A 26,450-nucleotide genomic window follows, 5' to 3' on the forward strand; every position below is an offset into this window, starting at 1 on the left:
AATAGCATGGCTGAAGCCTATATCGCCGCCGTCGCCCGCAGCGCCGGCGGCAAGCGGGGCGGCCGCCTCGCCGCCGTCCACCCCGCCGATCTCGCGGGCAAAGTCCTTGCAGGGCTGGTCGAGCGCTCCGGCATCGATCCGGCTGCCGTAGAGGATGTCATCATGGGCTGCGCCTGTCCCGGCGGCGAGCAGGGCGCGAACATCGCCCGCAACGCCGTGCTGGCGTCGGGCCTGCCCGAATCCGTCCCCGGCACCCATGTCGACCGCCAATGCGGCTCCTCCCAGCAGGCGCTGCACTTCGCCGCCGCGACCGTCATGTCCGGCGTACAGGATGTGGTGATCGCCGCCGGCGTCGAAAGCATGACCCGCGTGCCCATGGGCCTTCCCTGGACGCTGCCCGCCAAGCACGGCTTTGGCACCTATCGCAGCCCCGGCATCGAAGCGCGCTACCCGAACCAGCCCTTCAGCCAGTTCGGCGGCGCGGAGATGCTGGCGAAGAAATATGGCCTGACCCGCGATGTGCTGGACGCCTATGCCCTCGAAAGCCACCGCCGAGCCGCCGCCGCAACCGAAGCGGGCAAGTTCGACGCGGAAATCCTCCCCCTCGAAGTCGTGACCCCGGAAGGCGAGACCATCATCCACAAAATCGACGAGGGCATCCGCTTCGACGCCACGCTGGAAAGGATCGCGAGCGTCAAGCTGCTGACCGAGGAAGGTGTGATCTCCGCCGCCAACGCCAGCCAGATTTGCGACGGCGCCGCCGCGCTGCTGGTGGTCAACGAACGCGGCCTCAAGACGCTCGGCCTCACCCCGCTCGCCCGCGTGCACCAGATGACGGTGCTGGGCCACGATCCCATCATCATGCTCGAAGCCCCGATCCCGGCGACGGAAAAGGCGCTGACCAGGGCGGGAATGAAGCTCTCCGACATCGACCTTTACGAAGTCAACGAAGCCTTCGCCTCGGTCCCGCTGGCCTGGGCGCAGGCGCTCGAAGCCGATCCTACCAAACTCAACGTCCATGGCGGCGCGATCGCGCTGGGCCATCCGCTTGGCGGTTCGGGCGCGAAACTGATGGCGACTTTGATCAGCGCGCTCCATGACCGCGGCGCCCGCTACGGCCTCCAGACCATGTGCGAGGCGGGCGGCATGGCGAACGTCACGATCGTCGAGAGGCTCTGATATGGAGGGGCGGGATCATCCTCCCGCCCCGCCCATTGCCCATCACTCCAAGGGAGCTTGCTGCGGGACGGTCGTCGCCTATGCGATGAACCGAATAGGTGCGTTGAAGCGCGCCGGGAACCAGACGCCTGGTTAAGCCGTTCATCTTGCAGAAAGAATTGGAGAGGGCAGATGGACGACGCACTGAAGCCTCATGCCATGTTCGGCATCCTGTTCGGCCTGTTGGTCTCGTTCGAGATATGGTGCTTCGCCGCGCTCGTGATCACGGCCATGGGCTGAAGACCGGGATGATGCGCGGCTATCGGGGTGGTGAGCCCTGCTGGATTCGAACCAGCGACCTACTGATTAAAAGTCAGTTGCTCTACCGACTGAGCTAAGGGCCCTCATGTCCTGAGGTCCGCACGCACTAGAGGCGGCGATGCGGCTGGTCAACCTCCAGAAATCGCTTTTCGCAGGCGGAAGCGTAAATGGCGCACCGAAAGTCCCGAAACGGGGTCGCGCCACCCCGGCGCAATCGCGCAAAGCGGCGCCAGCACGAAATCCCGCTCGCGGAAGGCAGGGTGCGGGATATGCAGCGACCGGCTGCTCCAGCGGCCGCCGGACCAGAGGATGATGTCGACATCCAGACGCCTTGCTCCCCAGCGCATGAACCGCTGACGCCCCAGGACGCACTCAATCGCCTGCAACCGTGAAAGCATCGCCTCCGGCGGCAATCCACTCTCCACCAGCACCGCGCCATTGGCGAAAATCCGGCGAGACGGCCCCAGCGGTGGAGTCTTCAGGACAGGGGCCACCGCCAGAACGGTGCCCAACTCAGCGATCCGCCCGACCGCTTCCTTCAGCAAGCGGTCGGGCGTCAACCGCCCCGACAGCGGCCGGTTCGATCCCAGCGCGAGCGCATAAATATGAGGAGTGCTTGTCTTCACCATCCGACAGCGCCTATCCCGTCGCCATGACGCTGCAAAGCCCTATCCCGCAGAGCGAACCGCCGCATGATTGCCCGCTTTGCCCCCGCCTGGCGGCTTTCCGCGATGAAAACCGGGCGGAGCATCCCGATTGGTGGAATGCGCCAGTTCCGGTTTTCGGTGATCCCCTGGGCAAGATCGCGATCATTGGCCTCGCGCCCGGCAAGATGGGCGCCAACCGCACCGGCCGACCCTTTACCGGGGATTATGCCGGCGATCTGCTGTTCGCGACGCTCGGCAAATTCGGGCTGGCCGAAGGTACCTATGCAGCGCGCCCGGACGACGGCCTGACGCTGCGGAACGTCATCATCCTCAACGCCGTCAAATGCCTGCCGCCGCAGAACAAGCCGTTGCCGGAGGAAATCCGCAACTGCCGCGCCTTCCTGAAACCCGCGGTCGCGGCGCTGCCCCATGCGCAGGTCTTCATCGCGCTTGGCCAGATCGCGCACCAGTCAGCGGTCAAGGTGCTGGGCGGCAAGCTCCCCAAGGCGCGCTTCGCCCATCTGGCGGAGCATCGCATGCCCAGCGGCAAGATGCTGATCGATAGCTATCACTGCTCGCGCTACAACCAGAATACCGGCCGCCTGACGACGGACATGTTCGAGGCGGTGTTCGAGAGGGCGGTGGAGCTGGCGGCCGAATAGCTGCCGCACACGTCTCCTTTGATCTCAACTCGTGTTCCTGCCTGCGCAGGAACACCGAAGCAGATTCTATATGTCCTGCGCGATCCGCGCATAAAGCTCCGGCCGCCGGTCGCGGAAGAAGCCCATGCCCGCGCGGTGCATCCTCGCCTGCTCCAGATCCAGCGTCGCCACCAGCGCGCCATTGTCCTTCGCATTGGCCTCCGCGGCGAAATCGCCCCATTGATCGGTGATGAAGCTGTGGCCGTAGAATTTCTGACCGTCCTCTTCCCCGATCCGGTTGGCGGCGATCACCGGCATGCAGTTGCTGACCGCATGGCCGATCATCGCGCGGCGCCACATGCGGCTGGTGTCGAGGTCGGCGTCATAGGGTTCCGATCCGATGGCGGTCGGGTAGAACAGCATTTCCGCGCCCATCAGCGCCATCACCCGCGCCGTTTCGGGATACCATTGATCCCAGCAGATGCCGATTCCGACGGTGCCGAACTTCGTCTTCCACACCTTGAAGCCCGTATTGCCGGGACGGAAATAATATTTCTCCTCATAGCCCGGCCCGTCGGGGATGTGGCTCTTGCGATAGACGCCCATGATCTCGCCCTCATCGTCGATCATGGCGAGCGAGTTGTAATAATGATGCCCGTCCCGCTCGAAGAAGCTTGCCGGGATATAGACTCCTTCCGCCTTGGCGACCTTGCGCATTTCCTGCACGGCGGGATGCTCGTCCACGGGCAGCGCATTGGCGAACAGCGCTTCCTCCTCGACCTTGCAGAAATACGGGCCTTCGAACAGTTCCGGCGGCAGGACGATCCTGGCGCCCCGCGCGGCGGCCTTCACGACATGGCCGGCGACCATCTCGATATTGTCCGCCCGGTCATCGGAAAAGGCGAGCTGGAGCGCGGCGACGGTGACTTTGGTCATATTCGAAACCCTAGAGACGAATGCCCATCCGGGCGGCTACGGCAACGGTGAGGAGATAGAGCAGGATCGTCAGCACGCAACCCGCGATCAGCGCAGGCGCAAAGGAAACCCCACGCCGCAGCAGCATCGGGATCAAAAGGAACATCGGCAGCGAGGGGATGACATAATAGAATGTCGCCTCCGCATGGCGGGCCATATTCTCGACGTCCGGCTTGTCGTTCCACAGCCAGATCATCCCCATCACCGAAATCAGCGGCAGCGATGCAATCAACGCGCCCAGCCCCGGATAACGCCGCGACACCACCGACACGATGGCGATGATGATGCCGGAGATCAGCGCCCGCAGCGCCAGCATCGCGCTCATCTCAAGCCGACGGCATCTGCTGGCTGCAACAATGGAAGCTGCCGCCGCCCGACAGGATCGCGTCGCTGCGCAGCCCGACAACCTCCCGGCCGGGGAAGAAGGGCCTGAACGCATCGAGCGCCGCCTGATCATTGGGCTGGCCATAGATGGGCACGATGACGGCTGCGTTGCCGATGGCGAAATTCATGTAGCTCGCCGGAATGGTCTCGCCATCCACCACGACGCGGCCGGGGGAGGGGATGGACGCCACCTCCACGCCAAAGGCCCTGGCCCGCGCCCGCGCATCGGCATAGATAGCCGCATTGGGGTCATCCTCCGTACTCGCTTCGGGCAGGGCCAGCACGCCGGGCGCCACGAAGCGCGCCAGATTGTCGACATGGCCATCGGTGTGATCATTGAGCAGCCCGTCGCCCAGCCACAGCATGTCCGACAGGCCCAGCGATCCCGCCAGCAGGGTTTCGATCTTCCCCCTATCCAGCTCCGGATTGCGGTTGGGGTTGAGAAGGCACTGCTCGGTCGTCACGAATAGGCCGGTGCCGTCCGTGTCGACCGCCCCCCCTTCGAACACCCAATGCTGGGTCGAGGTCGGCAACCCCGTCGTCGCCGCCAGCCGCGCGCCAATATCCTCGTCGCCCGACATCTGATATTTGCCGCCCCAGCCGTTGAAGCCGAAATCCACCAGTGCCCGTTCCGGCCCGCGCTTCACCGCGATCGGGGCCGTGTCTCGCAGCCAGACGTCGCCCAGCTTCTGCACGATGATGGAGACGCCCGGCGCCGCCAGCCCGCGGGCAACCTGCGCATCGCCCTCATGGGCGCAGACCAGCCGCACTTCCTCGCCCTTGCCGTCCGCATGGAGCGCGCTGGCGAAATCAGCGATCTGCCGCCGCGCTTCGTCGAACGCGCCCGGCCACTCATCGGGATTTGTGGGAAAGCCGATCCAGGTCCAGTCATGCGGCGCCCATTCGGCGGGCATACGGAAAGTCATGGGCTTGGCTCCTGATCACGGCGTGTCCACTGCGCCCTCTACAGGATCGCGCTACGCATTCCAGAGGCATTATGATGAATGGCGGATTTGGGTGGAAAGCGGGGCGCCTGCTTTCCTTAGAGTACACCGTAGAGTACACCGTGCTCCTGCGCAGGCAGGAGCCCAGTCCCGCCCTCGATATATCATCGCACCGTCCGAACTGGGTTCCTGCCTGTGCAGGAACAGGGCGCGCTTAACGCCGGCAATTGCCCATTTTCAAACCCTCTCCACAATCACCAAATCCTCAGCCGGAACCTGTCGGTTGGGGTGATGCGTGTCCCATTGGCCACAAGCGCCGCAAAAGCATCCTATTTCCCAATCGGGCGCAATTCGCTCTGTCCTATTCCGAGCCGTCGGGCCTATCCCGCATCGCTCTTTGAAACGTCCGGCAAATTGCGCCCTCACGCATATGCGCGCGCGTGCCCGCGCGCATATGCGTGAACTTCGGCGCCAGCTTCTCCGAAAAATGACCGAAACCCGTTACTTCCCCGCCCGGATCTTGTCGCGAATGGCGCGGAATTCGTCCCCCGGCATCCAATTGGGCCAGTCGGTCGCGTTCGCCAGCGCCCGCCCGACATCATAATAAAGTTTCAGGTCCGCCTTCACCCCGCTCCAGTCCCATTTGGGATCATATTCATCCTTGGGGCCGTGATAACGATGCTCCTCATAATCCTTGGCGGCCTTGGCCCCGGCCTTGGGACCACCCTTCACCAGATCCTGCCCGCCCTCGAAATAAAGCATCGGCACGCCATGCTTGGCGAAGCTGAAATGGTCGGAGCGATAGTAAAAGCCCTTTTCCGGCGTCGGCTCCAGACTGGCGACCCGCTTCTGCGCCGCCAGCGCCCGGTCCAGATAGGTGTCGAGCTGCGACTTGCCCTTGCCGATCACGACGACATTCTTCGCCACCCCCGCCATGCTGAGCGCGTCCATATTGACGCCGCCCACCGTCTGCCCAAGCGGGAAGACCGGATGATTGCCATAATAGGCGGACCCCAGCAGCCCGGATTCTTCCGCCGTCACCGCCAGGAAAACCTGACTGCGGTCGGTCGGCCCCGCCTTCACATTCGCTTCCGCCAGCGCCACCAGCGCCGCCGTTCCGGTGGCATTGTCGATGGCGCCGTTGCAGATGTCGTCGCCGTCCGGCGCCGCCTCGCAATGGCCCAGATGGTCCCAATGCGCCGCGTAGAGCACATATTCGTCCGGCCGCGCCTTGCCGGGCAGCAGGGCGACGACATTCTTCGAACTATGCTTGCGGATCGCATTGTCGAAGGAGACGCTGGCCTTCACGCCCTTCAGCGGCACAGCCTTGAACCCGCGCTTCTTCGCCGTCGCCATCAGCGCGTCGAGGTTCAGCCCCGCGCTCGCCATCAGGGCCGCCGCCTTGTCCTTCTGCATCCAGCCGATGGCGGCGGACTGATCGGCATTGGCATTGGCGCTGTCGGCCACATGCTGCGCCCCGGTCCAACTCGACTGCACGACATTCCAGCCATAGGCGGCGGGCACCGTATCATGCACGATGATCGCCGCCGCCGCGCCCTGCCGCGCCGCCTCCTCGAACTTGTAGGTCCAGCGGCCATAATAGGTCATCGCCCGCCCGCTGAACGGCCCGCGCAGCGTCGGTGTCTGATAATCGGGATCGTTCACCAGGATGACGACCGTCTTCCCCTTCACATTCACGCCGGCATAGTCGTTCCACTTCTTCTCCGGCGCGTTGATGCCATAGCCGACGAAGACGACCGGACTGTCCTTCAGATCGATATGCGCCTGCCCGGTGCGATAGGTGGCGATCACCATTTCCGGACCATAACTGGCCGAAACCGGAGCCTTGCCGCCAGTGAAGGTCAGGGGAGACACATTTTTCGCATCGATCTCGACCAGCGGCACGTCCTGGAACCAGCTTCCCTTGTTGCCGGGTTTCAGCCCCAACGCCTCGAACCGCTGGACCAGATAGGCGAGCGTCTTTTCCTCCCCCGCTGTCCCCGGCGCGCGGCCCTCATAGGCATCGGATGAAATTTCCTTCACTACCTCCTTCATCGTGTCGATGGACGGGCCGCTGTCGGAAGGGGCCGCCACCGCCGCGTTTCCGGCGGTAAGGGCGATCAGGGAGGTCAGGATGAGGGCACGCATGGCAACAGCCTTGAAAAGACGAAGGGATGTGCCGTTTCTGCCAGTACGCCCCACGCCAAACAAGGCTTGTTGAACAAACAAAAAAGGCGGCCCCGAAGGACCGCCTTTCCGTACATGTTGTGACCGTAATCGATCAGCGCGAATAGAATTCGACGACCAGATTCGGTTCCATCTTCACCGGATAGGGCACTTCGTCCAGCGAGGGAACGCGGACATAGGTGACCTTGGCGGCGCCGTCGGGCGACACATAGTCGGGGATGTCGCGCTCGGGCAGGCTCTGCGCTTCCAGGACCAGCGCCATTTCCTGCGCCTTCTTGCCCAGGGTGATCTCGTCGCCCGGCTTCACCAGACGGCTGGCGATGTTGCACTTCACGCCGTTTACATAGATGTGGCCGTGCGAAACGATCTGACGGGCCGAAAAGATGGTCGGCGCGAACTTGGCTCGGTACACGACGGCGTCCAGGCGGCGCTCCAGCAGGCCGATCAGGTTCTGACCGGTATCGCCCTTCATGCGGGCGGCCTCGATGTAGCTCTTCTTGAACTGCTTCTCGGTTATGTCGCCATAATAGCCCTTCAGCTTCTGCTTGGCGCGGAGCTGGATGCCATAGTCGGACATCTTGCCCTTGCGGCGCTGGCCGTGCTGGCCGGGGCCATATTCACGCTTATTGACCGGGCTCTTGGGGCGGCCCCAGATATTCTCGCCCATGCGGCGGTCGAGTTTATACTTGGCGCTGGAACGCTTCGACATAAAATATTCCTCAAAACAATCGCTAACAACGTTATTCCCGGTCATCGCCTGCTTGCCGCAAGGGGGCAGGGCCGCCGCTTCACCGGGATGCGGGGCCAATCGCGAAGCGGCGCCTATGACGAAGCGATGACGCCATGTCAACCCTCGACAGGGCCTGTTTCCGGGCTTAGTCAGCGGGGCCATGAATCCCGAAAGCTACACGACCATGGCCGAAGTCCGCGCAGGGGTGGACGAAATCGACCGCCGGCTTGTCGCGCTGCTCGACCAGCGCTTCGCCCATATGCGCGCCGCTGCGCGGATCAAGCCGGAGCGCGGCGCTGTGCGAGATGAGGCGCGCAAGGCCGAGGTGATCGAAAATGTTCGCATCGAGGCGGAACGTCTTGGCATGCCTGCTGATGCGATTGCGGAGCTGTGGGACCAGTTGGTCGAAGCCTCGATCGTGTACGAGATGACCGAGTTCGATCGCCTTAAGGCTTGATGTAACCTGCTCCTGCGTTGGCTTCGCCGCCCTTTGGGTCGCAGGAGCACGTTGCGCTCGAACTAACGCGACCGTGGATTGCCCAACGCGGAAAGCACGCCCCGCAAAGTCCGAACCTCCAGGTGATTCCAGCCCGGCTTGGTCAGCAGATTCCGCAACGTCCGCTTGGTCGCAGGCGCCCGATCCGGCGGAAAGAAATAGCCCGCCCCTTCGAGCAGCGTCTCGAACTGCGCGATCATCCCCTCCAGCTCCACCTGCGGAGCCGGTTCGCCCAGATCGACCACAGTCGGCTGCTCCAAAGAAGCCTGCTTCGACCATTCATAGGCGCACAGGATCACCGCCTGCGCCAGATTGAGCGACCCGAATTCCGGATTGATCGGCACGGTCAGAATCTTCCGCGCCAGCGCGACATCCTCTGTCTCCAGCCCAGACCGCTCCGGCCCGAATACATAGGCCGAGCGTCCCGTAGCGGCATGGATTTCCCGCGCAGCCTCTTCCGGCGTCACGACAGGCTTGGTCACGCCCCGCTTGCGCACAGTGGTCGCATAGACATGCGCGCAGTCGGCCACGGCGTCGGCCAGCGTCTCGAACACCTCCGCCTTGTCCAGCACCACATCGGCGCCGGCCGCCGACGGCCCCGCATCCGGATTGGGCCAGCCGTCGCGCGGGCTGACAAGCCGCATCTCGATCAACCCGAAGTTCAGCATCGCCCGCGCCGCCTTGCCGATATTCTCGCCAAGCTGCGGTCGGACCAGCACGATGACGGGGGAGGGGGTGTTGCTATTGCTCATTATTCCGTTCGTCCTGAGTAGGGGCTGAGCTTGTCGAAGCCCCGTATCGAAGGACTTGCGCGCGAGCAGACTGATCATGTCCCAGTCGCCAGCGATCAGCGCTTCCTTTTTCTTCCGCGACCAGCCTTTGACCTGCTGCTCAGCGGACAGTGCTTCTTCGCGAGTTCCGAAATCCTGTTGCCAAACGAGCGATACAGGGCGTCGTTTCAGCGTGTAACCTTCAATCTCGCCAGCCTGATGCTGAGCTACGCGGCGTTCGAGATTATCCGTGTGTCCAAGATAATAACTGCCGTCCGAGCAGCACAGCATATAAGCGTAGAACGTCAAGGCAGGGTCCTTCGATACGCCATTTTGACTTCGCTCAATGGCTACTCAGGACGAACGGAGGGGAGGGGCAGGCAGCCTCAATCACTCCCGACCTCCTTCACCGTGGAGGCGAAATCCTCGAAGTCCCGCGCATCGGTAAAGTCCTTATACACGCTGGCGAAGCGGATATAGGCGACGCTGTCGAGGCGCTTCAGCCCCTCCATCACCATCTCGCCAATCGCCCGCGCCGGGACTTCGCCGTCGCCGCTGGTCTCCAACTGCCGCTGGATGCCGGAAATCAGCTTTTCCAGACGGCTGGGGTCGATCGGCCGCTTCCGGCACGCGATCCCGATGGAGCGCGCCAGCTTGTCGCGATCGAAGGCTTCCTTGCGCCCCTCGCTCTTTACCACCCAGATGTCGCGGAGCTGTATCCGCTCGAAGGTGGTGAAGCGCGCGCCGCAGGCCTCGCACTGACGCCGGCGGCGGATGGCGGCGCCATCCTCCGTCGGGCGGCTGTCCTTCACCTGACTGTCGTCATGGGCGCAAAAGGGGCAACGCAAGGGCGCTTACCCTTCGTAGATCGGGAAACGGGCGCAAAGGGCCGAGACGCGCTCGCGGACCTTGGCTTCCACGGCGGCATCGCCATGTTCGCCATTGTCACGAAGGCCTTCCAGAACGTCCGCGATCATGTCGCCAATCGCCTCGAACTCCGCCACGCCAAAGCCACGGGTCGTTCCCGCGGGCGAACCCACGCGGATGCCGCTGGTCTTGGTCGGCGGCAGCGGATCGCCCGGCACGCCATTCTTGTTGCAGGTGATGAAGCTGCGCTCCAGCGCCTCGTCGGCATCCTTGCCCGAGATGCCATAGGGACGCAGGTCGATCAGCGCCAGATGCGTGTCGGTGCCCCCGGAAACCACGGCAAGGCCGCGCTGCTCCAGCTTGCCCGCCAGCGCTTTGGCATTGGTGACGATGGCCTGCGCGTAGGTCTTGAACTCGGGACGCAGCGCCTCGCCAAAGGCAACCGCCTTCGCCGCGATCACATGCATCAGCGGCCCGCCCTGAAGGCCGGGGAACACCGCCGAGTTGATCTTCTTCGCAATGGCTTCGTCATCGGTCAGGATCATGCCGCCGCGCGGACCGCGCAGCGTCTTGTGCGTTGTGGTGGTCACGACATCGGCAAAGCCGAAGGGCGTCGGATGCGCGCCACCGGCCACCAGCCCTGCGAAATGCGCCATGTCGACCATCAGCAGCGCGCCGACCTTGTCCGCAATCGCCCGGAAGCGCGCAAAGTCGAGGTGACGCGGATAGGCCGAACCGCCAGCGATGATGAGCGTCGGCTTAGCTTCGATCGCCTGCGCTTCGAGCGCGTCATAGTCGATGACATGCGTGTCCTCGCGCACGCCATATTGCACGGCATTATACCATTTGCCCGACAGAGCGGGCTTCGCGCCATGGGTCAGGTGGCCGCCCGCATCCAGCGACAGGCCCATGATGGTGTCGCCCGGCTTGGTCAGCGCCAGCATCACCGCGCCGTTCGCCTGCGCGCCCGAATGGGGCTGCACATTGACGAAGCCGCAGTTGAAGATCTGCTTCGCCCGGTCGATGGCGAGCTGCTCAACCTCGTCCGACGGCGCGCAACCCTGATAATAGCGCTTGCCCGGATAACCCTCGGCGTACTTGTTGGTGAAGACCGAACCCTGCGCCTCCAGCACCGCCTTGGACACGATATTTTCCGAAGCGATCAGCTCGATCTGATTCTGCTCGCGCTTCAGTTCCTTGGTGACGCCCGCGAAAACCGCCGGATCGGCATCGGCCAGGCTGCGCGTGAAATAGCCTTCGGAACGGATGTCCGACAGGGTGGGCTGGGTGAGGGTTTCAGTGCTCATCGCAAGTCCTTTCAGAGCGCGGGCTGGGAGAGTTTCTCGACGCGGCCAGCATGGCGGCCGCCGCCGAAATCGGTGGTAAGGAAAGCCGTGACGCAGGCCTTGGCCATGTCGACGCCGATCAGGCGCGCGCCCAGGGCAAGGACGTTGGCGTCATTATGTTCGCGGCTGAGCGCTGCCGACAGCGGCTCCGACACCAGCGCGCAGCGGCAGGCGGGGTTGCGGTTCACGGCGATGGAAATGCCGATGCCCGACCCGCACAGCGCAATGCCGCGCTCGGCGCCGCCGGACGCCACCGCTGTCGCGAGCTTGTAACCGAAATCGGGATAATCCACCCGGTCGGCCGTCGCCGGGCCCAGATCGTCGACCTCATGGCCCTCGGCGCGCAGCCAGTCTGCAAGTTCAGCCTTCAGATCGACGGCGGCATGGTCGGAAGCGATAGCGATTTTCACGGCAAATTCGTCCTGTCACGCAAAAGGTGATTCGTTCCCGCGCCTCATAGGGGCAGAGCCGCGATATTGCCACAGTCCACCCGCCTGCCTATGGCCTGCTCCATGGCAGGCACGATTTTATCGATTCTCATGCTGGCGGGCATCGCTCTGACAGGCGGCGGCATCTACGCGATCGTCAAGAAGCGCGACCGCAAGCGGGGCACGCTGATGATCGTCGCGGGGCTGGTGATGTTCGCCAATGTCGCCATCTCCGCCATTCCCGGCCCGGACCTGCCCGCGCTGGAAAATAGTCGTTAAGCCCGAAGCGCCACTGCCGTCAGTAGATCGGTCTGGGTGATGAGGCCGCGCAGCATCCGGTCGTCATCCACCACAATCGCCTCGCGCCGCCCTCCGTCGGTCAGCGGGCGCAGCAGCGCCGCCACCGGCGTATCGGCATGCACGACATAGGGCTCGGAAGCGATGTCGCCCACGCGCTCGCCCGTCCGCGCCAGGTCCAGCGGGCCGACCACGCCATGCACGCGCCCGGCATTGTCCAGCACCGGCAAGGACAGCAGCCGCCGTTCGTGCAGCAGCTCCCGCGCCTCGGCCACCGGCTGGCCTTCCCGTACCGAGATCACGTCGCGGGACATGATCTCGCCGCAGGTCAGCCGCCCATGCGCCCGCTCGGCGGCGCGCATCTCCGCATCGTGCAGCACCACCTGCAAGTCCGCCGCATCCACGTCCAATGTCTCGCCATAGGCCTGCAAAGCCTCTTCGACATCCTGCTCCGACGGCGAGCGCAGCAGGGGAGCGGGATCGCTGGTGCCATGGGCGCTGGGCGTCTTGGGCACGATATGGGGATAATTATGCCCCGCCATGCGATGGAAGATGATGGCGACGGTCACGAGCAGCGCGGTGTTCACCGCCACCGGCACGAAGGCGAACATATAGCTGGGGGCGCCATGGGTGGCCCCCAGCACCGTAGACAGCGCTACCGCCCCGCCCGGAGGATGCAGGCATCGGAACAGCGACATCGCCCCGATCGCGCAGCCGACCGCCAGCGCAGCGGCGATGGTCGGATCGGGGATCAGCTTCGCCACGGTGATCCCGACCAGCGCCGACACCACATTGCCGCCAAAGACCGACCAGGGCTGGGCCAGCGGACTGGCGGGGACAGCGAAGAGCAGCACGGCCGAAGCGCCCATCGGCGCCACCAGCAGCGGATGCGCGATCCCGTTCCCCAGCATCAGCCCGCAGAGCAGGCCCGTAATCGCAATCCCGCCAATGGCCCCGCTCGCCGCCTTCAGCCGGTCTAGAAAGCCCGGTCCCGCCGGGGCAGGAACGAAGGCGCTGTAATAGCGGCTCCAGATCAGCCGGGCGTCATTCTTCTCTTCACTCATCGCGCGCCGCCGCTAAAGCCCGCAGCCCCCAAGGCCAAGCGCAAATTTCCTCGGCCGTCTCAATCCGAACTTTTCAGTCCCCCTCCCGCAGGCGGGAGGGGCTAGGAGTGGGCGCGAGCGAAGCGAGCCTCAACGCCACCCCAAAAAGAAAAGGGGCCGCCAAAGCAGCCCCTCCACCTCGTCAACTTCCAACCCAGCTCACCGAATGGGCGAATCCGGCGAAAGCCGCATATCCAGATAATTGTCGACCGACTTCATCAACTGATCCAGCTCATGCTCGAAAAAGTGGTTCGCGCCACGGATTTCGTCATGATGGATGGTGATGCCCTTCTGGGTACGCAGCTTGTCGACCAGCTTCTGCACGGCGCTGGCGGTCACGACCTCGTCGGCCGTCCCCTGCACGATGATGCCCGACGAAGGGCAGGGCGCCAGGAAGGAGAAGTCATACATGTTCGCAGGCGGCGCGACCGAGATGAAGCCGCGAATTTCCGGCCGCCGCATCAGCAACTGCATGCCGATCCACGCGCCGAAGGAGAAGCCCGCGATCCAGGTCGTCTGCGCCTCCGGATGGAAGCTCTGCACCCAGTCGAGCGCGGCTGCGGCGTCGCTCAACTCGCCAATGCCGTTGTCGAACGTCCCCTGGCTGCGTCCCACGCCGCGGAAATTGAACCGCAGCACCGCAAAGCCGCGCCGCACGAAGGTCTTGTAGAGCGCCTGGGTGATGCGGTCGTTCATCGTGCCGCCGCCCTGGGGATGCGGATGCAGGATCATCGCGACCGGCGCGCGCGGGCGGGGCGGGGGGCTGAAGCGGCCTTCAAGGCGACCTTCGGGACCGGGAAAGATTACGTCGGGCATGGCACCTGTTATGGTTCTGGGCGGCGGATGCCGCGAAGGAATGGGGCGCAGCAGCATATGCTGGCGCTGCGCGACAGACCGCCTATATAGAAGTCGCCACCATTTCCGCAATCAATGAGTGTTCCCAAGTCCGTGGCTTCCGACCGTCTCTATCTGGATCACGCCGCCACCACGCCCATGCTGCCCGAGGCGAAGGCGGCGATGGCCGAAGCGCTGGAAAGCTGGTCCAACCCCTCCAGCCCCCATGCCGACGGGAGAGCCGCCCGCGCCGTGCTGGAGGATGCCCGCCGCCGCATCGGCGCGGCGCTGGGCTGGGACGGCCATGTCATCTTCACCTCCGGCGCGAGCGAAGCCATCGCCATCGCCCTGACCCGCGCCAAGGCAAGCCGCATCCTGACCTCGCCGGTCGAACATGATTCGGTCCTGCGCGTCACGTCCAATGCGGATAGGCTGAAGGTCGACACCAATGGCCTTTTCATGAGTCATTCCCGCGAAGGCGGGAACCCATCTCCCAACATCTCCTCCCTTGCAGCGTCGGAGATGGATCCCCGCCTTCGCGGGGATGACAAAGGAGCGGCGCTCCTCGCCATCCAGCACGTCAACAACGAAACCGGCGTCATTCAGCCTCTCGACGCCATCGACCGCAAGGGCATCATCCTCTTCGCGGACTGCGCCCAGAGCGCCGCCAAACTCCCGCTCCCCGACGCCGACATGATCGCCATCAGCGCCCATAAATTCGGCGGCCCTCCCGGCATCGGCGCGCTCCTGATCAAAGACCTCACCCTGATCCACCCCAGCGGCGGCCAGGAACAGGGCTACCGTCCCGGCACCGAAAACCTCCCCGCCATCCTCGCCATGGCCGCAGCCCTCGAAGCCCGCACCGACTGGCTCCCCAAGGCCGCCATTCTCCGCGCCAAACTCGACGCCGCCATCGAAGCGTCCGGCGGCCAGATCATCGCCCGCAACGCCCCGCGCATCGCCAATATCGCCAGCTACCGCATGCCCGGTCTTTCGGCCCGCGCCCAGCTCATCCAGTTCGACCTCGCGGGCATTTCCGTGTCAGCGGGCAGCGCCTGCTCGTCAGGCTCGCTCAAGACCAGCCATGTCCTCCACGCCATGGGCTGGGACGAAGCGGAGGCCAGCGAAGTCATCCGGGTAAGTTTCGGCACCGCCACCAGCGAAGCCGACATGGACCGTTTCATCGCGGCCTGGACCAAAATGGCCGAGCGCGCCCGATGACCATCTATCTCGACTATCAGGCGACAACCCCGCTCGCCCCCGAAGCCTTTGAAGCGATGGTCCCGCTGCTCCGCGACCAGTTCGCCAATCCCCACAGCCCGCACCGCCTGGGCCGCGCCGCCACCGCGCAGGTCGAAGTCGCCCGCGCTGAAATCCTGAAGCTCCTCCCCGAAGGCGGCCGCCTCCTCTTCACCTCCGGCGCGACCGAAGCGCTCAACATGGCCATCCAGGGCGCGCCCGAAGGCGGCATCGTCACCATCGCCACCGAACATGCCGCCGTCCTCGACACGGTGGAGGCACAAGGCCGGTCGGGGGGCAGGGCAGGGCGGGCCACCACCATCCTCCCCGTCGGTCCGGGCGGCCTGATCGACCTCGACCATGCCGCCAAGGCCATCCGCCCCGGCGTGGCGCTGGTCGCCGCGATGCTGGTCAATAACGAGATCGGCGTTATCCAGCCGGTGGCGGAACTGGCCGACCTCGCCCATAGGGCAGGCGCGCTGTTCCTCTGCGACGCGGTGCAGGGCTATGGCCGCATCCCCATCCCGCCCCAATGCGACATGATCGCGATCAGCGCCCACAAGATCCACGGCCCCAAGGGGATCGGCGCCCTCTGGCTCCGCGACGGCGTGACCCTCACCCCCATCATCCACGGCGGCGGGCAGGAGGGCGGTTTGCGCTCCGGCACCCTCTCGCCAGCCCTCTGCGCCGGATTCGGCACCGCCGCCCGCCTGATGCGCGAACGCGCCGAAGCCGACCGGGCTCATGTCGAATCGCTATGGGAGGCGGCCCGCGCGCTTTTCTCCCAATGGACCCTCAACGGCAGCGAAACCCGCCGCTATCACGGCAATCTCAACCTCCGCCGCGCCGGAGTCGACGGCGCGCGCCTGTTGTCGGAATGCCGCGATGTCGCTTTTTCGCTCGGTAGTGCTTGCGCAAGCGGGTCCGGGCGGCCTAGCCATGTGCTGCGCGCACTCGGCCTTTCAGATGCGGAGGCGCGCGGATCGGTGCGGATCGGCTTTGGCCGCTACACGACACTGGCCGAACTGGAGGATGCCGCGAGGAGTTTGAATGGGGCAGCCCAAAAATGGGCGCCGTAAAGCGGGGAATGTCGCACGATGACCAGGATAGTCTTCATCAGCGCGGATGGAGAGCATAAGCAGGAGGTGGAAGCGCCGGCCGGTTCCGTGCTGCTGGAGGTAGCCCAGGCCGCCGGCCAGCCATTGGAGGGCACTTGCGAGGGCCAGATGGCCTGCTCCACCTGCCATGTCATCGTCGACGCCGCCGACTTCCCCAAGCTCAAAAAGGCGAGCGAGGATGAGGAGGATATGCTCGATCTCGCCGCCTCGGCGACCCGCACCAGCCGCCTGTCCTGCCAGATCGTGCTGGACGAAAAGCTTGAAAGCCTGACCGTCCGCATCCCCGGCGAATCCTATAATATGCAGGGAATGTAGCCCTTGCCCAAACGCCTGCTCCTTGCGGCCCTGCTGCTCGCCGTCCCGGCTTCGGCGCAGGAGGAAGCGCCGCGCCAGTCGCTGCTCCCGCCGCCGCCTCGCTATATGGTGAGCGAATCGGCCATGAAATCGGTCCGCAATCCCAAGGAGATCGAGACGGAGACAGGCGGCCGCCTCGGCGTGGCGCTGGTCGACAGCAAGGGGGCGCTGCTGCTCGGCTTCAACCGGGACGAGCGGTTCGCCATGTGCTCGACCTTCAAGGCGCCGCTCGCCGCCGCCGTCCTGACCGGCGCGGAAGGCGGCAAATTCGGGCTGGAGGGCCAGATCAGCTTCACCAAGGCCGACCTGCTGGACTATGCCCCGGTGGTCAAGAAGAACGCCAAGCGCGGCCGCATGTCGATGGAGGAACTGGCCGCCGCCGCCGTGGAGGTCAGCGACAACAGCGCCGCAAACCTGCTGCTGCCGATGATCGGCGGCCCCGAAGGCCTCACCAGATATATCCGCGCCCATGGCGACACCGTCACCCGCCTCGACCGCACCGAACCGGCGCTCAACGAAAATGCCGAGGGCGACGAGCGCGACACCACCAGCCCCGCCGCCATGGCCGGCCTGATGGGCCGCCTGATCTTCACGGACTTGAAACCTGAAAGCGCCGCCAAGCTGCGCGGCTGGCTGAACGCCAGCACGACCGGGGCCAATCGCATCAAGGCTGGCCTGCCCAAAGGCTGGACCTCCGGCAGCAAGACCGGAAGCTGTGGCACCGCCTATAATGACGTCGCGCTGGTGAAGGCCCCCTCGGGCGAGGAATATATCCTCGCCATCTATCTCGATCATCCCACGGTGGATTCGAAGGCCGCCGAAGCCGCCATAGCCGAAACCGCCCGCGCGGCTGTGGATTTCGTCGGAAAAGCGCAGAAGACGGGGTTGGATTGAAGATCAACGCCAGCAACCATTGGCTTTATGCTCCTGCGAAGGCAGGAGCACGGTTTCCCTTCACCAAATAACCTTCGCCCTCATCGGCGGCCTTCGCCGCACCCCCTTGCCATCCCCCCAACCTTTCGCCATATGCCGCGCCGGGAGTCGGGCGGACGTAGTCGTCGCGAACCTGGTCAGGTCCTGACGGAAGCAGCCACAGTGATTTCGCTGCGGGTCGTTCCGGCTCCCACCTCCACACAGCGCCCGTTCGGACTGAGTCCGCCGTAGCCCACTTCTTCTTTCGATATTGAAACGAAGGCTGCCCTTCGGGTCGCCAAGCCCTGCACGAACGGCTAGAAGATTCGAATGTCCGATTCCCCTCAGCCCTATCGCGTCCTTGCGCGCAAATATCGCCCGCGCAATTTCCGGGAACTGATCGGGCAGGACGCGATGGTCCAGACGCTGGGCAATGCGATCCGCCGGGGCCGCCTCGCCCATGCCTTCCTGATGACCGGCGTGCGCGGCGTGGGCAAGACCTCCACCGCCCGCCTGATCGCCAAGGCGCTCAACTGCATCGGCCCGGACGGGCAGGGCGGCCCGACCATCGATCCCTGCGGCGTCTGCGATCCCTGCATGGCCATAGCGGAAGGCCGCCATATCGACGTGGTCGAGATGGACGCCGCCAGCCACACCGGCGTCGACGACGTGCGCGAGATCATAGAGGCGGTGCGCTACGCCGCCGTCTCCGCCCGCTACAAAATCTACATCATCGACGAAGTTCACATGCTGTCCAAGAACGCGTTCAACGCGCTCCTGAAGACGCTGGAGGAACCCCCGGCGCATGTGAAATTCCTCTTCGCCACGACCGAAGTGAACAAGGTGCCCGTGACGGTCCTGTCGCGCTGCCAGCGCTTCGACCTGCGCCGCATCCCGGCGGAACTGCTCGCTGCCCACTTCGCCCATGTAGTCGAGGCCGAGTCGGTCGCCGCCGAGCCTGACGCCCTCTCGCTCATCGCCCAGGCCGCCGAAGGCTCCGCCCGCGACGGCCTGTCGATTCTCGACCAAGCCATAGCCCATGCCGAAATGGGCGAAGGCGCGCCGCTCGTCACCGCCTCCCAGGTCCGCGACATGCTGGGCCTGTCGGATCGCGGCTCGACCCGCCGCCTGCTCGGCCTGCTGCTGGAAGGCGACACCGGAGCGCTGCTGGGCGCGGTGCGCGACCAATATGCGCTGGGCGTCGAGCCGCTCTCCCTGATGCGCGGGCTGCTGGAACTGGTCCATGCCGTCACGCTGGTCAAGGCGGGCCGCGACATCGCCAATCCCGGCCAGTCCGCCGAGGAACGGGAGGCGCTGGCCGACTGGGCGTCGCAACTGGGTTTCGCGCCGCTCCATCGCCTCTGGCAGCTTCTCCTCAAAGGCCATGACGAGGTCGCCAGCGCCGCGCTACCCATCGAAAGTTGCGAAATGGCGCTGCTCCGCGTGATGCATGCCGCGACCATGCCCGATCCGGGCGAGATCGCCCGCCTGCTCCGCGAAGGCGCGCCTGCTGCCTCAACAGCCTCCGCCCAGACACCCGCAGCGACTCCCTCCGGCGCACCAGCCGCCAAACTTCCAGCCAGTTTCGAAGATCTGATCGAACTGCTTTACGCTCGCGGAAGAGGGCAATTGTCCCAGCATCTCAAGGATTGCGCCGGTCTCTCCGACTATGCGCCTCCGCTGCTGGAAATCAGCCTGACCGACCGATGGTATGGCGAAGGCGATTTCTTTCGGGAGGTCGCGCGGGCGCTCAAGGCCATCACCGGCGTCGTCTGGCAGGTGCGGCAGGCCGATGGCCCGGTCGCGCCGACCCTGATGGCGCGGGAAAATCAGCAGCGCGAAGACGCCCGCGCTGAAATCATGGAAACCCCGGTGGTCAAGGCGGCGTTGGCGGCCTTCCCCGATGCCGAGCTCAGCGATGAGCTTGAACAATGGAGCGCAGAGCGATGAAGGATCTGAACGAAATATTGGGCATGGCCAGCCGCGTGCAGGAGGAACTGCAACGCGCCCAGGAAAATCTCGACAAGCTGGAGGTGGAGGGCAGCGCTGGCGGCGGTCTGGTCAAGGTCCGCGCTTCGGCCAAGGGGCGCATCCTTGGCGTCGCCATCGACGACAGCCTGCTCGCCGTGTCGGAAAAGCAGATGCTGGAGGATCTCATCACCGCCGCCTTCAACGACGCGCGCAAGAAGGCCGATGAAGTCTCCAACGCCGAAATGGGCAAGATGACCGCCGGGCTGCCGCTTCCCCCCGGCTTCAAGCTGCCTTTCTGATTGAACTTATGGCAGGATCAGCCCTTATTCATCATTCCGATCCTACAAGGCATGATTGAACGATGCGGCGACTCTCCCCATAAAGACGATGAACCGCATGATTGGGCTGACTTGATCGCCCCGGAGAGTGAATGACTACGCAATATCCCCTTCTTCCCCTGCGCGACATCGTCGTCTTCCCGCAGATGATCGTGCCGCTTTTCGTGGGCCGCGACAAAAGCGTTTCGGCGCTGGAATCCGCGATGGAAGGCGACAAGGAAATCTTCCTGGTTTCCCAGCTCGACCCCGCAGAGGATGATCCGGGTCAGGATTCGCTCTACGACACCGGCGTGATCGCGGTCGTCTTGCAATTGCTGAAACTGCCCGACGGCACCGTCCGCGTGCTGGTGGAGGGCAAGCAGCGCGCGCGCCTCGACGGCATCAGCCAAGCCGAAGGCCATATGCTCGCCAATGTGAGCGCGGTCGAGGAGCTGGCCGCCGAAGGGCCGGAAGCCGCCGCGCTGATGCGCTCGGTGGCCGAACAGTTCGAAAATTACGCCAAGCTCAACAAGAAGCTGCCCGCCGAAACCCCGGTGCAGTTGCGTGAGATCGAGGATGCGGGCCGTCTGGCCGATGCCATCGCCGCCAACATCAACGTCAAGGTGGCCGACAAGCAGTCGCTGCTGGTCGAGGCCGATCCGGTCAAGCGCCTCGAAATGGTCTTCGCCTTCATGGAAGGCGAGCTGGGCGTACTCCAGGTCGAGAAGAAGATTCGCGGCCGCGTGAAGCGGCAGATGGAAAAGACCCAGCGCGAATATTATCTGAACGAGCAGTTGAAGGCGATCCAGCGCGAACTGGGCAATGGCGAAGGCGAGGAAGGCGACGAACTTGCCGAACTCACCGAGAAGATCGCCAAGGCCAAGCTCAGCAAGGAAGCGCGCGCGAAAGCTACCGCCGAGCTGAAGAAGCTCAAGGGCATGCAGCCCATGTCGGCCGAAGCCACGGTCGTGCGCAACTATCTCGACGTGCTGCTCGGCCTGCCCTGGGGCAAGAAGGGCAAGGTCAAGACCGACCTCAAGAAAGCGCAGGCGATCCTCGACGAGGATCATTTCGCGCTGGAGAAGGTCAAGGACCGCATCATCGAATATCTCGCCGTGCAGGCGCGCACCAACAAGCTGAAAGGCCCGATCCTGTGCCTCGTCGGCCCTCCGGGCGTCGGCAAGACCTCGCTCGGCCGTTCGATCGCCAAGGCGACGGGCCGCGAATTCGTGCGCCAGTCGCTGGGCGGCGTGCGTGACGAAGCGGAAATCCGCGGCCACCGCCGGACTTATATCGGCTCGCTGCCGGGCAAGATCGTGACCAATCTCAAGAAGGCCGGGACGATGAACCCGCTCTTCCTGCTGGACGAGATCGACAAGCTGGGTCAGGACTTCCGCGGCGATCCGGCCTCGGCACTGCTGGAGGTGCTGGACCCCGAGCAGAACAGCAAGTTCCAGGATCATTATCTGGAGATCGACGTCGATCTTTCCGACGTGATGTTCGTGACGACCGCCAACTCCTTGAATTTGCCGCAGCCTTTGCTCGATCGCATGGAGATCATCCGGCTCGAAGGCTATACCGAGGACGAAAAGGTCGAGATCGCGCAGCGGCACCTGCTGCCCAAGCAGATCGACGCCCACGGCCTGAAGGAAGGCGAGTTCGAAGTCACTGAGCAGGCGGTTCGCGACCTGATCCGCTATTACACGCGGGAGGCGGGCGTCCGCACGCTGGAACGCGAAGTGGCGCGCCTCGCCCGCAAGGCGCTGCGCAAGATCCTCGAAGGCGCCTATGACAAGGTGACGATCACGCCGGAAAATCTGGCGGACTATGCCGGCGTGCGGAAATTCCGCCATGGCGTGGGCGAGGAGGAGCATCAGATCGGCGCGGTGACGGGCCTGGCCTGGACCGAAGTGGGCGGCGAACTGCTGACCATCGAAGCCGTGACCGTCCCCGGCAAGGGCGCGATCCGGACCACCGGCAAGCTGGGAGAGGTCATGAACGAGTCGGTTCAGGCGGCCTTCTCCTATGTGAAGGCGCGCTCGCCCGGTTATGGGATCAAGCCCAGCATCTTCATCCGCAAGGACATCCACATCCACCTTCCCGAAGGCGCGGTGCCCAAGGATGGCCCCTCGGCGGGCATCGGCATGGTGACGACCATCGTGTCGACGTTGACCGGCATTCCCGTCCACAAGGACGTCGCGATGACCGGCGAAGTCACCCTGCGCGGCCGTGTCCTTCCCATTGGCGGTCTCAAGGAAAAGCTCCTCGCGGCGCTGCGCGGCGGCATCAAGACGGTGCTGATCCCGCAAGAGAATGAGAAGGATCTGGCGGAGATTCCGGCCAATATCAAGGAAGGGCTGGAGATCGTTCCCGTGTCCCATGTGGACGAGGTGCTGGCCCGCGCTCTGGTGAGCAAGCCGGAAGCGATCGCCTGGACCGAGGAGGACGACCTTGCCGCCCAGCCGAATCCGGCGCAGGGGCGGGATGGGGAAGCCTCGATCCGGCACTGATCCGGGTTCAGGAACTTCGGGTTTGACGGCTATTCAACAAGGTTTTGACTGAAAATCTTGTCTGAGTAGCCGTCGATGCAGCTTTCCCTTTGACAAGGCCCGAAAGCTGGGCCTTATTGCGCCGCCTACGCCGCGATTCCTAAGTTATCCAAACAGCTAGAAGGGGGTTCCCAAGGCATGAACAAGCAGGATCTTATCAGCGCAGTCGCTGAAAGCAGCGGCCTTTCCAAGAGCGACGCCAGCAAGGCCGTCGAGGGCGTTTTCGACGCAATCACCGGCGCGCTGAAGAAGGGCGACGAAGTGCGCCTGGTCGGTTTCGGCACTTTCTCCGTTTCGCAGCGCAAGGCGTCGACCGGCCGCAACCCGCGCACCGGCGAAACGATGACGATCAAGGCTTCGGCCCAGCCGAAGTTCAAGGCTGGCAAGGGTCTGAAGGACTCGGTCAACTAAGAGTTTCAGGGGCGCTCTCTCAAGGGCGCCCTTTTTCATTTTTTAGCCGGCGTCGCGGTTGGCGAGAGTTTTTACGGAGAGAATGGCGCAGCAGCAGGGAGGCGGACTCCGATGCGCGCGCCGATGTCTGAAGTCGGGAAAAGGGGTGGGGGCGCCAGGCTCTTCGCCCCTTTTCTTTTTTATTTCGACGCCACGCCATTTTCCGCATCCATCCGCTTGACGGCGCGGGATGGGCCGCATATGTGGCCCTTCTCTCAGGGGCACAGCCCCTTGTGGCGATCGTAGCTCAGTTGGTTAGAGCGCCGGTTTGTGGTACCGGAGGTCGCGGGTTCGGATCCCGTCGATCGCCCCATTTTCTTCCTCCCTGGATCATTCGGGCCAGAGGCGATCGTTCGCTTTCTGCCCCCCGTTCGCACCGAGCGTGTCGAAGTGCCTTCTTCACCCCCCCATCATTCAGGGCTTCGCACAAGCGCCGCGGCCCTCTATAGCCGCGTCCATGGACGAAGCGCGCGACAAGGGCCTGACCCTCAATCCCAAATATGACAGAGACGGGCTGATCACCGCAGTCGTCACCGATGTGGACAGCGGCGAACTGCTGATGGTCGCCCATATGAATGCCGAAGCGCTGAAGCTCACCGTCGACACTGGCCTTGCCCATTTCTGGTCGCGTAGCCGCCAGTCGCTCTGGAAGAAGGGCGAGACGTCGGGCCATATGCTGCAGGTCCGCGACATCCGCATTGATTGCGATCAGGATGCCGTCTGGGTGAAGGCTGTGCCCGCCGGCCCTACCTGCCACACGGGCGCGCGCTCCTGCTTTTTCCGCCGGATCGGTCCGGAGGGCCTGACGCCTGTCGATGCGGCTGGCTAGCCTTTCCGCGCTGATCCTGCTGGCGGCGTGCCAGCGCGAAGCCACGCCCGCCCCACGCGAAAGCGGCGTTCAGACCAGTTCCGGCCTGGAACGCGCCGCTATCGAAACCGGCGTGATCGCGGACGCGGCGAAGGTGCCCGCAATCGGCCTCTATCAGCGCAATCATGAAGCAGGCCGCGATGCCTTCTGCGTGATCCCGGCCAGGAACGGCGATTACCGCTTTGGCCTGGAAGCGACCTTCGGTGAGGATCAGAGTTGCGCGGGCAGAGGCTCTGCACGGCGGGCGGGCGACAAGCTGATCCTCAGCTTCTCTCGCAGCGATCATTGCATCGTCGTCGCGCAATATGACGGCGATCAGGTCTCGCTGCCCGGCGTGGTCGATATGAAATGCGCCGACGTCTGCAAGGGACGAGGCTCGCTGGAGGGGGTCAGCTTCCCCCGCGTGGCGAGCGATGCGGCTGCGGCATTGCAGGTCCGCGACAGTGGTGGCGGCCAACTATGCGAGCCTGATTAGAGAATTCGGGCTATATCGTACTCCTGCCTTCGCAGGAGCACGATATATTACTCACACGGAACGGTAGCCAACCGCATGGACCGCTGCTGCAGGTTCAACGCCAGCAGGAATATCCCCAGCCCGCCCAGGGCCAGCGCCGCGCCGATCCACCCGGTCGACGTCAGCCCATAGCCCGCCGAAATCGCCATGCCGCCCAGCCAAGGCCCCAGCGCATTGGCAAAATTGAAGGCGGCATGATGCGCGGCCGCCGCCAGCGTCTGCGCGTCGCCCGCCACGTCCATCAGCCGGGTTTGCAACACGCTGCCCAGGCCCCCGCCGCAGCCGATCAGGAAGATCACCAGCGACAAGCTCCAGATATTCCCTGCCATCAGCGGGAACAGCGCCAGCGACGCCGCGCTCCACAGCAGCACGATGATCGCCGTCCGGCTCTGCGCCCGGTCCGCCGCCCAGGCCGCGACCAGATTGCCGATCGTCATGCCCACGCCAAAGACCGCCAGCACCACCGGCACCAGCCCTTCCGACACATGGGTCACGGAAATCATGGTCGAGACGACATAGGTATAGACCGCGAACAGCCCGCCGAAACCGATGGCGCCGGTCAGCAGCGTCAGCAGCACCTGCGGCTCGCGCAGCGCGCCCAGTTCCCGCATCGGGCTGGCCCCCGGATCGCCGGCGTCGCGCGGCGCGTACAGCGCCACCAGCGTCATGGTGATCATCGCCAGCAGCGCGACGATGCCGAAACCCCAGCGCCAACCCAGCGCCTGCCCCATCCAGTTCGCCACCGGCACGCCGATCACGGTCGCGACGGTCAGGCCGGTCATCACCCGTGCCACCGCTAGGGCGCGCCGGTCGCTCGGCACCAGGGACGCCGCCACCAGCGCCGCCACGCCGAAATAAGCGCCATGGGGCAGGCCGCTCAGGAAGCGGAACAGCAGCATGGTCGCATAATCGGGCGACGTGGCGCTCAGCCCATTGCCGATCGCGAACAGCGCCATCAGCCCGATCAGCAGCGTCCGGCGCGGCAACCGCGCACCCAGTACCGCGATCACCGGCGCGCCCACCACCACGCCCAGCGCGTAAGCGCTGATCGCATGGCCTGCCATCGGCTCGCTGATGCGCAGGTCGCCCGCGAAAAAGGGCAGCAGGCTCATCGCCGCAAATTCGGTCGTGCCGATGGCGAAAGCGCCCATGGAGAGCGCGAGAATGACAAGAGCGGGGTGAACCTCGCGGCTGGCTCGCGCCATCGGCTGCTCCATGTTGCGATGCAATAGGGGTTAAGTCCCGCACATGGGAGTGTTATTGGGCAAAATCAAGCGCTGGCCCGGATGACTTTATTGCAGGTGCGTCGGCCTGAAACGCAATTCAGGCGGCGGCTTTGGCATGGCTGGTGTCCAGCATCTTGCCGTCGGTGATGACGACCAGATCGCCCAGCTTCGCCACGCCGAACAGCTTTTTCGCGAAAGCCTTGGGCACGCCGATGCAGCCATGGGTGGCATTGCCCCATTGCACGTCGCTGCCGTGGATCGCCACGCCGTCGCTGGTCAGCCGCAGCGTGTAGGGCATGGGCGCGTTGTTGTAGGTGCGGGAATAATGGTCCGCATCCTTCTCCGTGATCGGAAAGGCGCCGATCGGGCTGGGCTTGTCGTCCGCGCCGTAAATGATGACCGCCGATCCAATTTCATATCCTGCGCGGAAGACGGACAGCGTCTGCGCCTTGAGATCGACGGTGATGATGACCGGTCCGGTCGCGGGCGCGCCGTTTTCGTCCCAGACATAGTCGCCATGGCGAAAGGGGCCGTCGATCGGCAGCACGCGTTTCACCATCAACGCATGGGGATCGACCGCCACAGGCTGGGCGCGGGTGCGTTCGACCGGCTTGGCAGGTTTTGGGGCGGGTTTCGCAAGGGTCGGCGTCGTGGCGGGTCGATCGGGCTTCTCCGGCCCCAGATCGCGCCCGCGGCCGATCGACAGGCCAAGCAGCAGCAACACGGCAGCCGCGCCGCCCCCAATTGCCAGCTTCACTCCGATCGAAACCCGTCCTGCCATGAACCATCCTTAGCGATCTTTGG

At 64.5% G+C, this 26,450-nt stretch carries 28 protein-coding genes, 2 tRNA genes and 1 other RNA gene; 16 read left to right on the forward strand and 15 right to left on the reverse strand.

All coding sequences use genetic code 11. The annotated features are described in order from the left end of the window. The first annotated feature begins 6 nt into the window (after positions 1 to 6). Complete coding sequence (locus HUK72_RS03820; RefSeq protein WP_176595612.1) at positions 7 to 1,179, forward strand: acetyl-CoA C-acetyltransferase; 1,173 nt, start codon at positions 7 to 9, stop codon at positions 1,177 to 1,179. A gap of 307 nt (positions 1,180 to 1,486) precedes the next feature. On the opposite strand, the gene HUK72_RS03825 is transcribed toward HUK72_RS03820, so the two are convergent. Both HUK72_RS03825 and folK read right to left on the reverse strand, forming a co-directional pair. Beyond that, positions 1,487 to 1,562, reverse strand: a tRNA-Lys gene (locus HUK72_RS03825). Between the two features lie 45 nt (positions 1,563 to 1,607). Further along, positions 1,608 to 2,108 carry a 2-amino-4-hydroxy-6-hydroxymethyldihydropteridine diphosphokinase gene (gene folK / locus HUK72_RS03830; RefSeq protein ID WP_176595613.1) on the reverse strand — a complete coding sequence of 167 codons (501 nt, stop codon included), beginning with the start codon at positions 2,106 to 2,108 and terminating at the stop codon, positions 1,608 to 1,610. A gap of 23 nt (positions 2,109 to 2,131) precedes the next feature. On the opposite strand from folK, the gene HUK72_RS03835 reads away from it, so the two are divergent. After that, positions 2,132 to 2,788 carry a uracil-DNA glycosylase gene (locus HUK72_RS03835; RefSeq protein ID WP_176597732.1) on the forward strand — a complete coding sequence of 219 codons (657 nt, stop codon included), beginning with the start codon at positions 2,132 to 2,134 and terminating at the stop codon, positions 2,786 to 2,788. Positions 2,789 to 2,854: 66 nt separating this feature from the next. Here the strand turns inward: HUK72_RS03835 and aguB are convergent, their stop codons facing one another. The 5 genes from aguB to rpsD all read right to left on the reverse strand — a co-directional run bounded on the left by aguB (position 2,855) and on the right by rpsD (position 7,966). Then, positions 2,855 to 3,703: an N-carbamoylputrescine amidase gene (gene aguB, locus HUK72_RS03840; protein WP_176595614.1), complete on the reverse strand. Its 849-nt coding sequence runs from the start codon at positions 3,701 to 3,703 to the stop codon at positions 2,855 to 2,857. A gap of 10 nt (positions 3,704 to 3,713) precedes the next feature. Beyond that, on the reverse strand, positions 3,714 to 4,067 hold the full coding sequence (locus tag HUK72_RS03845) for a DUF3147 family protein (protein WP_255325606.1): 354 nt from the start codon (positions 4,065 to 4,067) through the stop codon (positions 3,714 to 3,716). A gap of 1 nt (position 4,068) precedes the next feature. Beyond that, positions 4,069 to 5,052 (reverse strand): agmatine deiminase family protein, encoded by a 984-nt coding sequence (locus HUK72_RS03850; RefSeq protein WP_176595615.1) that lies wholly within the window; start codon positions 5,050 to 5,052, stop codon positions 4,069 to 4,071. 519 nt (positions 5,053 to 5,571) lie between these two features. Continuing rightward, positions 5,572 to 7,218 (reverse strand): M28 family metallopeptidase, encoded by a 1,647-nt coding sequence (locus HUK72_RS03855; protein WP_176595616.1) that lies wholly within the window; start codon positions 7,216 to 7,218, stop codon positions 5,572 to 5,574. A 133-nt stretch (positions 7,219 to 7,351) separates the two neighbouring features. Then, on the reverse strand, positions 7,352 to 7,966 hold the full coding sequence (rpsD, locus tag HUK72_RS03860; RefSeq protein WP_046762747.1) for a 30S ribosomal protein S4: 615 nt from the start codon (positions 7,964 to 7,966) through the stop codon (positions 7,352 to 7,354). Between the two features lie 181 nt (positions 7,967 to 8,147). On the opposite strand from rpsD, the gene HUK72_RS03865 reads away from it, so the two are divergent. Continuing rightward, positions 8,148 to 8,444, forward strand: coding sequence for a chorismate mutase (locus tag HUK72_RS03865; protein WP_176595617.1), 297 nt, complete (start codon positions 8,148 to 8,150; stop codon positions 8,442 to 8,444). Between the two features lie 62 nt (positions 8,445 to 8,506). Here the strand turns inward: HUK72_RS03865 and HUK72_RS03870 are convergent, their stop codons facing one another. From HUK72_RS03870 to rpiB, 4 genes are all read right to left on the reverse strand, one after another. Next, on the reverse strand, positions 8,507 to 9,562 hold the full coding sequence (locus tag HUK72_RS03870) for a TrmH family RNA methyltransferase (protein WP_176595618.1): 1,056 nt from the start codon (positions 9,560 to 9,562) through the stop codon (positions 8,507 to 8,509). A gap of 77 nt (positions 9,563 to 9,639) precedes the next feature. Next, positions 9,640 to 10,101 (reverse strand): transcriptional regulator NrdR, encoded by a 462-nt coding sequence (gene nrdR, locus HUK72_RS03875; RefSeq protein WP_013040447.1) that lies wholly within the window; start codon positions 10,099 to 10,101, stop codon positions 9,640 to 9,642. Positions 10,102 to 10,107: 6 nt separating this feature from the next. Further along, a complete protein-coding gene (glyA, locus tag HUK72_RS03880) occupies positions 10,108 to 11,427 on the reverse strand; it encodes a serine hydroxymethyltransferase (RefSeq protein WP_176595619.1) in 1,320 nt (439 codons plus the stop codon). A gap of 11 nt (positions 11,428 to 11,438) precedes the next feature. Further along, positions 11,439 to 11,876 (reverse strand): ribose 5-phosphate isomerase B, encoded by a 438-nt coding sequence (rpiB, locus tag HUK72_RS03885; protein WP_176595620.1) that lies wholly within the window; start codon positions 11,874 to 11,876, stop codon positions 11,439 to 11,441. 102 nt (positions 11,877 to 11,978) lie between these two features. Between rpiB and HUK72_RS03890 the strand changes: the two genes are divergently transcribed. Then, positions 11,979 to 12,173, forward strand: a complete 195-nt coding sequence (locus HUK72_RS03890; protein ID WP_176595621.1) for a hypothetical protein — start codon at positions 11,979 to 11,981, stop codon at positions 12,171 to 12,173. On the opposite strand, the gene HUK72_RS03895 is transcribed toward HUK72_RS03890, so the two are convergent. After that, positions 12,170 to 13,255: an HPP family protein gene (locus HUK72_RS03895; RefSeq protein ID WP_176595622.1), complete on the reverse strand. Its 1,086-nt coding sequence runs from the start codon at positions 13,253 to 13,255 to the stop codon at positions 12,170 to 12,172. The genes HUK72_RS03890 and HUK72_RS03895 overlap by 4 nt on opposite strands. Before the next feature lie 198 nt (positions 13,256 to 13,453). Continuing rightward, a complete protein-coding gene (locus tag HUK72_RS03900; protein ID WP_007688785.1) occupies positions 13,454 to 14,110 on the reverse strand; it encodes an alpha/beta hydrolase in 657 nt (218 codons plus the stop codon). A gap of 132 nt (positions 14,111 to 14,242) precedes the next feature. Here HUK72_RS03900 and HUK72_RS03905 point away from each other — a divergent pair, with 132 nt between their 5' ends. The 12 genes from HUK72_RS03905 (at position 14,243) to HUK72_RS03960 (ending at position 24,381) form a co-directional block, all read left to right on the forward strand. Next, entirely contained in the window at positions 14,243 to 15,349 is a 1,107-nt protein-coding gene (locus HUK72_RS03905) for an aminotransferase class V-fold PLP-dependent enzyme (protein ID WP_176595623.1), read from the forward strand. Beyond that, positions 15,346 to 16,446 (forward strand): cysteine desulfurase family protein, encoded by a 1,101-nt coding sequence (locus HUK72_RS03910; RefSeq protein ID WP_176595624.1) that lies wholly within the window; start codon positions 15,346 to 15,348, stop codon positions 16,444 to 16,446. Before HUK72_RS03905 ends, HUK72_RS03910 begins: the two co-directional genes overlap by 4 nt. A gap of 18 nt (positions 16,447 to 16,464) precedes the next feature. Then, complete coding sequence (locus HUK72_RS03915) at positions 16,465 to 16,800, forward strand: 2Fe-2S iron-sulfur cluster-binding protein (protein WP_176595625.1); 336 nt, start codon at positions 16,465 to 16,467, stop codon at positions 16,798 to 16,800. 3 nt (positions 16,801 to 16,803) lie between these two features. Next, positions 16,804 to 17,733 carry an SGM family class A beta-lactamase gene (blaSGM, locus tag HUK72_RS03920; protein WP_176595626.1) on the forward strand — a complete coding sequence of 310 codons (930 nt, stop codon included), beginning with the start codon at positions 16,804 to 16,806 and terminating at the stop codon, positions 17,731 to 17,733. Between the two features lie 139 nt (positions 17,734 to 17,872). After that, positions 17,873 to 17,970: signal recognition particle sRNA small type (gene ffs / locus HUK72_RS03925), an RNA gene on the forward strand. A gap of 111 nt (positions 17,971 to 18,081) precedes the next feature. Next, positions 18,082 to 19,701 (forward strand): DNA polymerase III subunit gamma/tau, encoded by a 1,620-nt coding sequence (locus tag HUK72_RS03930; RefSeq protein ID WP_176595627.1) that lies wholly within the window; start codon positions 18,082 to 18,084, stop codon positions 19,699 to 19,701. Continuing rightward, positions 19,698 to 20,021: a YbaB/EbfC family nucleoid-associated protein gene (locus tag HUK72_RS03935; protein ID WP_176595628.1), complete on the forward strand. Its 324-nt coding sequence runs from the start codon at positions 19,698 to 19,700 to the stop codon at positions 20,019 to 20,021. The genes HUK72_RS03930 and HUK72_RS03935 overlap by 4 nt, the downstream gene beginning before the upstream one ends. A 131-nt stretch (positions 20,022 to 20,152) precedes the next feature. Then, positions 20,153 to 22,549 carry an endopeptidase La gene (gene lon, locus HUK72_RS03940; RefSeq protein ID WP_176595629.1) on the forward strand — a complete coding sequence of 799 codons (2,397 nt, stop codon included), beginning with the start codon at positions 20,153 to 20,155 and terminating at the stop codon, positions 22,547 to 22,549. Positions 22,550 to 22,726: 177 nt separating this feature from the next. Next, positions 22,727 to 22,999, forward strand: a complete 273-nt coding sequence (locus HUK72_RS03945; protein WP_007688799.1) for an HU family DNA-binding protein — start codon at positions 22,727 to 22,729, stop codon at positions 22,997 to 22,999. 275 nt (positions 23,000 to 23,274) lie between these two features. Next, positions 23,275 to 23,351 (forward strand) — tRNA-His (locus HUK72_RS03950). 144 nt (positions 23,352 to 23,495) lie between these two features. Then, complete coding sequence (hisI, locus tag HUK72_RS03955; RefSeq protein WP_176595630.1) at positions 23,496 to 23,867, forward strand: phosphoribosyl-AMP cyclohydrolase; 372 nt, start codon at positions 23,496 to 23,498, stop codon at positions 23,865 to 23,867. Next, on the forward strand, positions 23,854 to 24,381 hold the full coding sequence (locus tag HUK72_RS03960) for a hypothetical protein (protein WP_176595631.1): 528 nt from the start codon (positions 23,854 to 23,856) through the stop codon (positions 24,379 to 24,381). The genes hisI and HUK72_RS03960 overlap by 14 nt, the downstream gene beginning before the upstream one ends. Positions 24,382 to 24,428: 47 nt before the next feature. Here HUK72_RS03960 and HUK72_RS03965 read toward each other — a convergent pair whose 3' ends face one another. Beyond that, positions 24,429 to 25,625: an MFS transporter gene (locus tag HUK72_RS03965; RefSeq protein WP_176595632.1), complete on the reverse strand. Its 1,197-nt coding sequence runs from the start codon at positions 25,623 to 25,625 to the stop codon at positions 24,429 to 24,431. 118 nt (positions 25,626 to 25,743) lie between these two features. Further along, a complete protein-coding gene (locus tag HUK72_RS03970) occupies positions 25,744 to 26,427 on the reverse strand; it encodes a L,D-transpeptidase family protein (protein WP_176595633.1) in 684 nt (227 codons plus the stop codon). Positions 26,428 to 26,450: the final 23 nt, after the last annotated feature.

Origin of the sequence: Sphingobium sp. 15-1, from assembly GCF_013375535.1 — a bacterium.
GTDB classification, from domain to species: domain Bacteria; phylum Pseudomonadota; class Alphaproteobacteria; order Sphingomonadales; family Sphingomonadaceae; genus Sphingobium; species Sphingobium aromaticivastans.

Bases quoted from the DNA above. Each gene is read 5' to 3' on its own strand.
- HUK72_RS03855 (WP_176595616.1), bottom strand. From the start codon at position 7,218: ATGCGTGCCCTCATCCTGACCTCCCTGATCGCCCTTACCGCCGGAAAC.
- HUK72_RS03865 (WP_176595617.1), top strand. From the start codon at position 8,148: ATGAATCCCGAAAGCTACACGACCATGGCCGAAGTCCGCGCAGGGGTG.
- HUK72_RS03965 (WP_176595632.1), bottom strand. From the start codon at position 25,625: ATGGCGCGAGCCAGCCGCGAGGTTCACCCCGCTCTTGTCATTCTCGCG.
- lon (WP_176595629.1), top strand. From the start codon at position 20,153: ATGACTACGCAATATCCCCTTCTTCCCCTGCGCGACATCGTCGTCTTC.
- HUK72_RS03835 (WP_176597732.1), top strand. From the start codon at position 2,132: ATGACGCTGCAAAGCCCTATCCCGCAGAGCGAACCGCCGCATGATTGC.
- HUK72_RS03930 (WP_176595627.1), top strand. From the start codon at position 18,082: ATGTCCGATTCCCCTCAGCCCTATCGCGTCCTTGCGCGCAAATATCGC.
- folK (WP_176595613.1), bottom strand. From the start codon at position 2,108: ATGGTGAAGACAAGCACTCCTCATATTTATGCGCTCGCGCTGGGATCG.
- HUK72_RS03915 (WP_176595625.1), top strand. From the start codon at position 16,465: ATGACCAGGATAGTCTTCATCAGCGCGGATGGAGAGCATAAGCAGGAG.
- glyA (WP_176595619.1), bottom strand. From the start codon at position 11,427: ATGAGCACTGAAACCCTCACCCAGCCCACCCTGTCGGACATCCGTTCC.
- HUK72_RS03895 (WP_176595622.1), bottom strand. From the start codon at position 13,255: ATGAGTGAAGAGAAGAATGACGCCCGGCTGATCTGGAGCCGCTATTAC.
- HUK72_RS03935 (WP_176595628.1), top strand. From the start codon at position 19,698: ATGAAGGATCTGAACGAAATATTGGGCATGGCCAGCCGCGTGCAGGAG.
- HUK72_RS03890 (WP_176595621.1), top strand. From the start codon at position 11,979: ATGGCAGGCACGATTTTATCGATTCTCATGCTGGCGGGCATCGCTCTG.
- hisI (WP_176595630.1), top strand. From the start codon at position 23,496: ATGGACGAAGCGCGCGACAAGGGCCTGACCCTCAATCCCAAATATGAC.
- HUK72_RS03900 (WP_007688785.1), bottom strand. From the start codon at position 14,110: ATGCCCGACGTAATCTTTCCCGGTCCCGAAGGTCGCCTTGAAGGCCGC.
- HUK72_RS03845 (WP_255325606.1), bottom strand. From the start codon at position 4,067: ATGAGCGCGATGCTGGCGCTGCGGGCGCTGATCTCCGGCATCATCATC.
- HUK72_RS03970 (WP_176595633.1), bottom strand. From the start codon at position 26,427: ATGGCAGGACGGGTTTCGATCGGAGTGAAGCTGGCAATTGGGGGCGGC.
- HUK72_RS03820 (WP_176595612.1), top strand. From the start codon at position 7: ATGGCTGAAGCCTATATCGCCGCCGTCGCCCGCAGCGCCGGCGGCAAG.
- rpsD (WP_046762747.1), bottom strand. From the start codon at position 7,966: ATGTCGAAGCGTTCCAGCGCCAAGTATAAACTCGACCGCCGCATGGGC.
- HUK72_RS03910 (WP_176595624.1), top strand. From the start codon at position 15,346: ATGACCATCTATCTCGACTATCAGGCGACAACCCCGCTCGCCCCCGAA.
- aguB (WP_176595614.1), bottom strand. From the start codon at position 3,703: ATGACCAAAGTCACCGTCGCCGCGCTCCAGCTCGCCTTTTCCGATGAC.
- HUK72_RS03850 (WP_176595615.1), bottom strand. From the start codon at position 5,052: ATGACTTTCCGTATGCCCGCCGAATGGGCGCCGCATGACTGGACCTGG.
- HUK72_RS03945 (WP_007688799.1), top strand. From the start codon at position 22,727: ATGAACAAGCAGGATCTTATCAGCGCAGTCGCTGAAAGCAGCGGCCTT.
- HUK72_RS03960 (WP_176595631.1), top strand. From the start codon at position 23,854: ATGCGGCTGGCTAGCCTTTCCGCGCTGATCCTGCTGGCGGCGTGCCAG.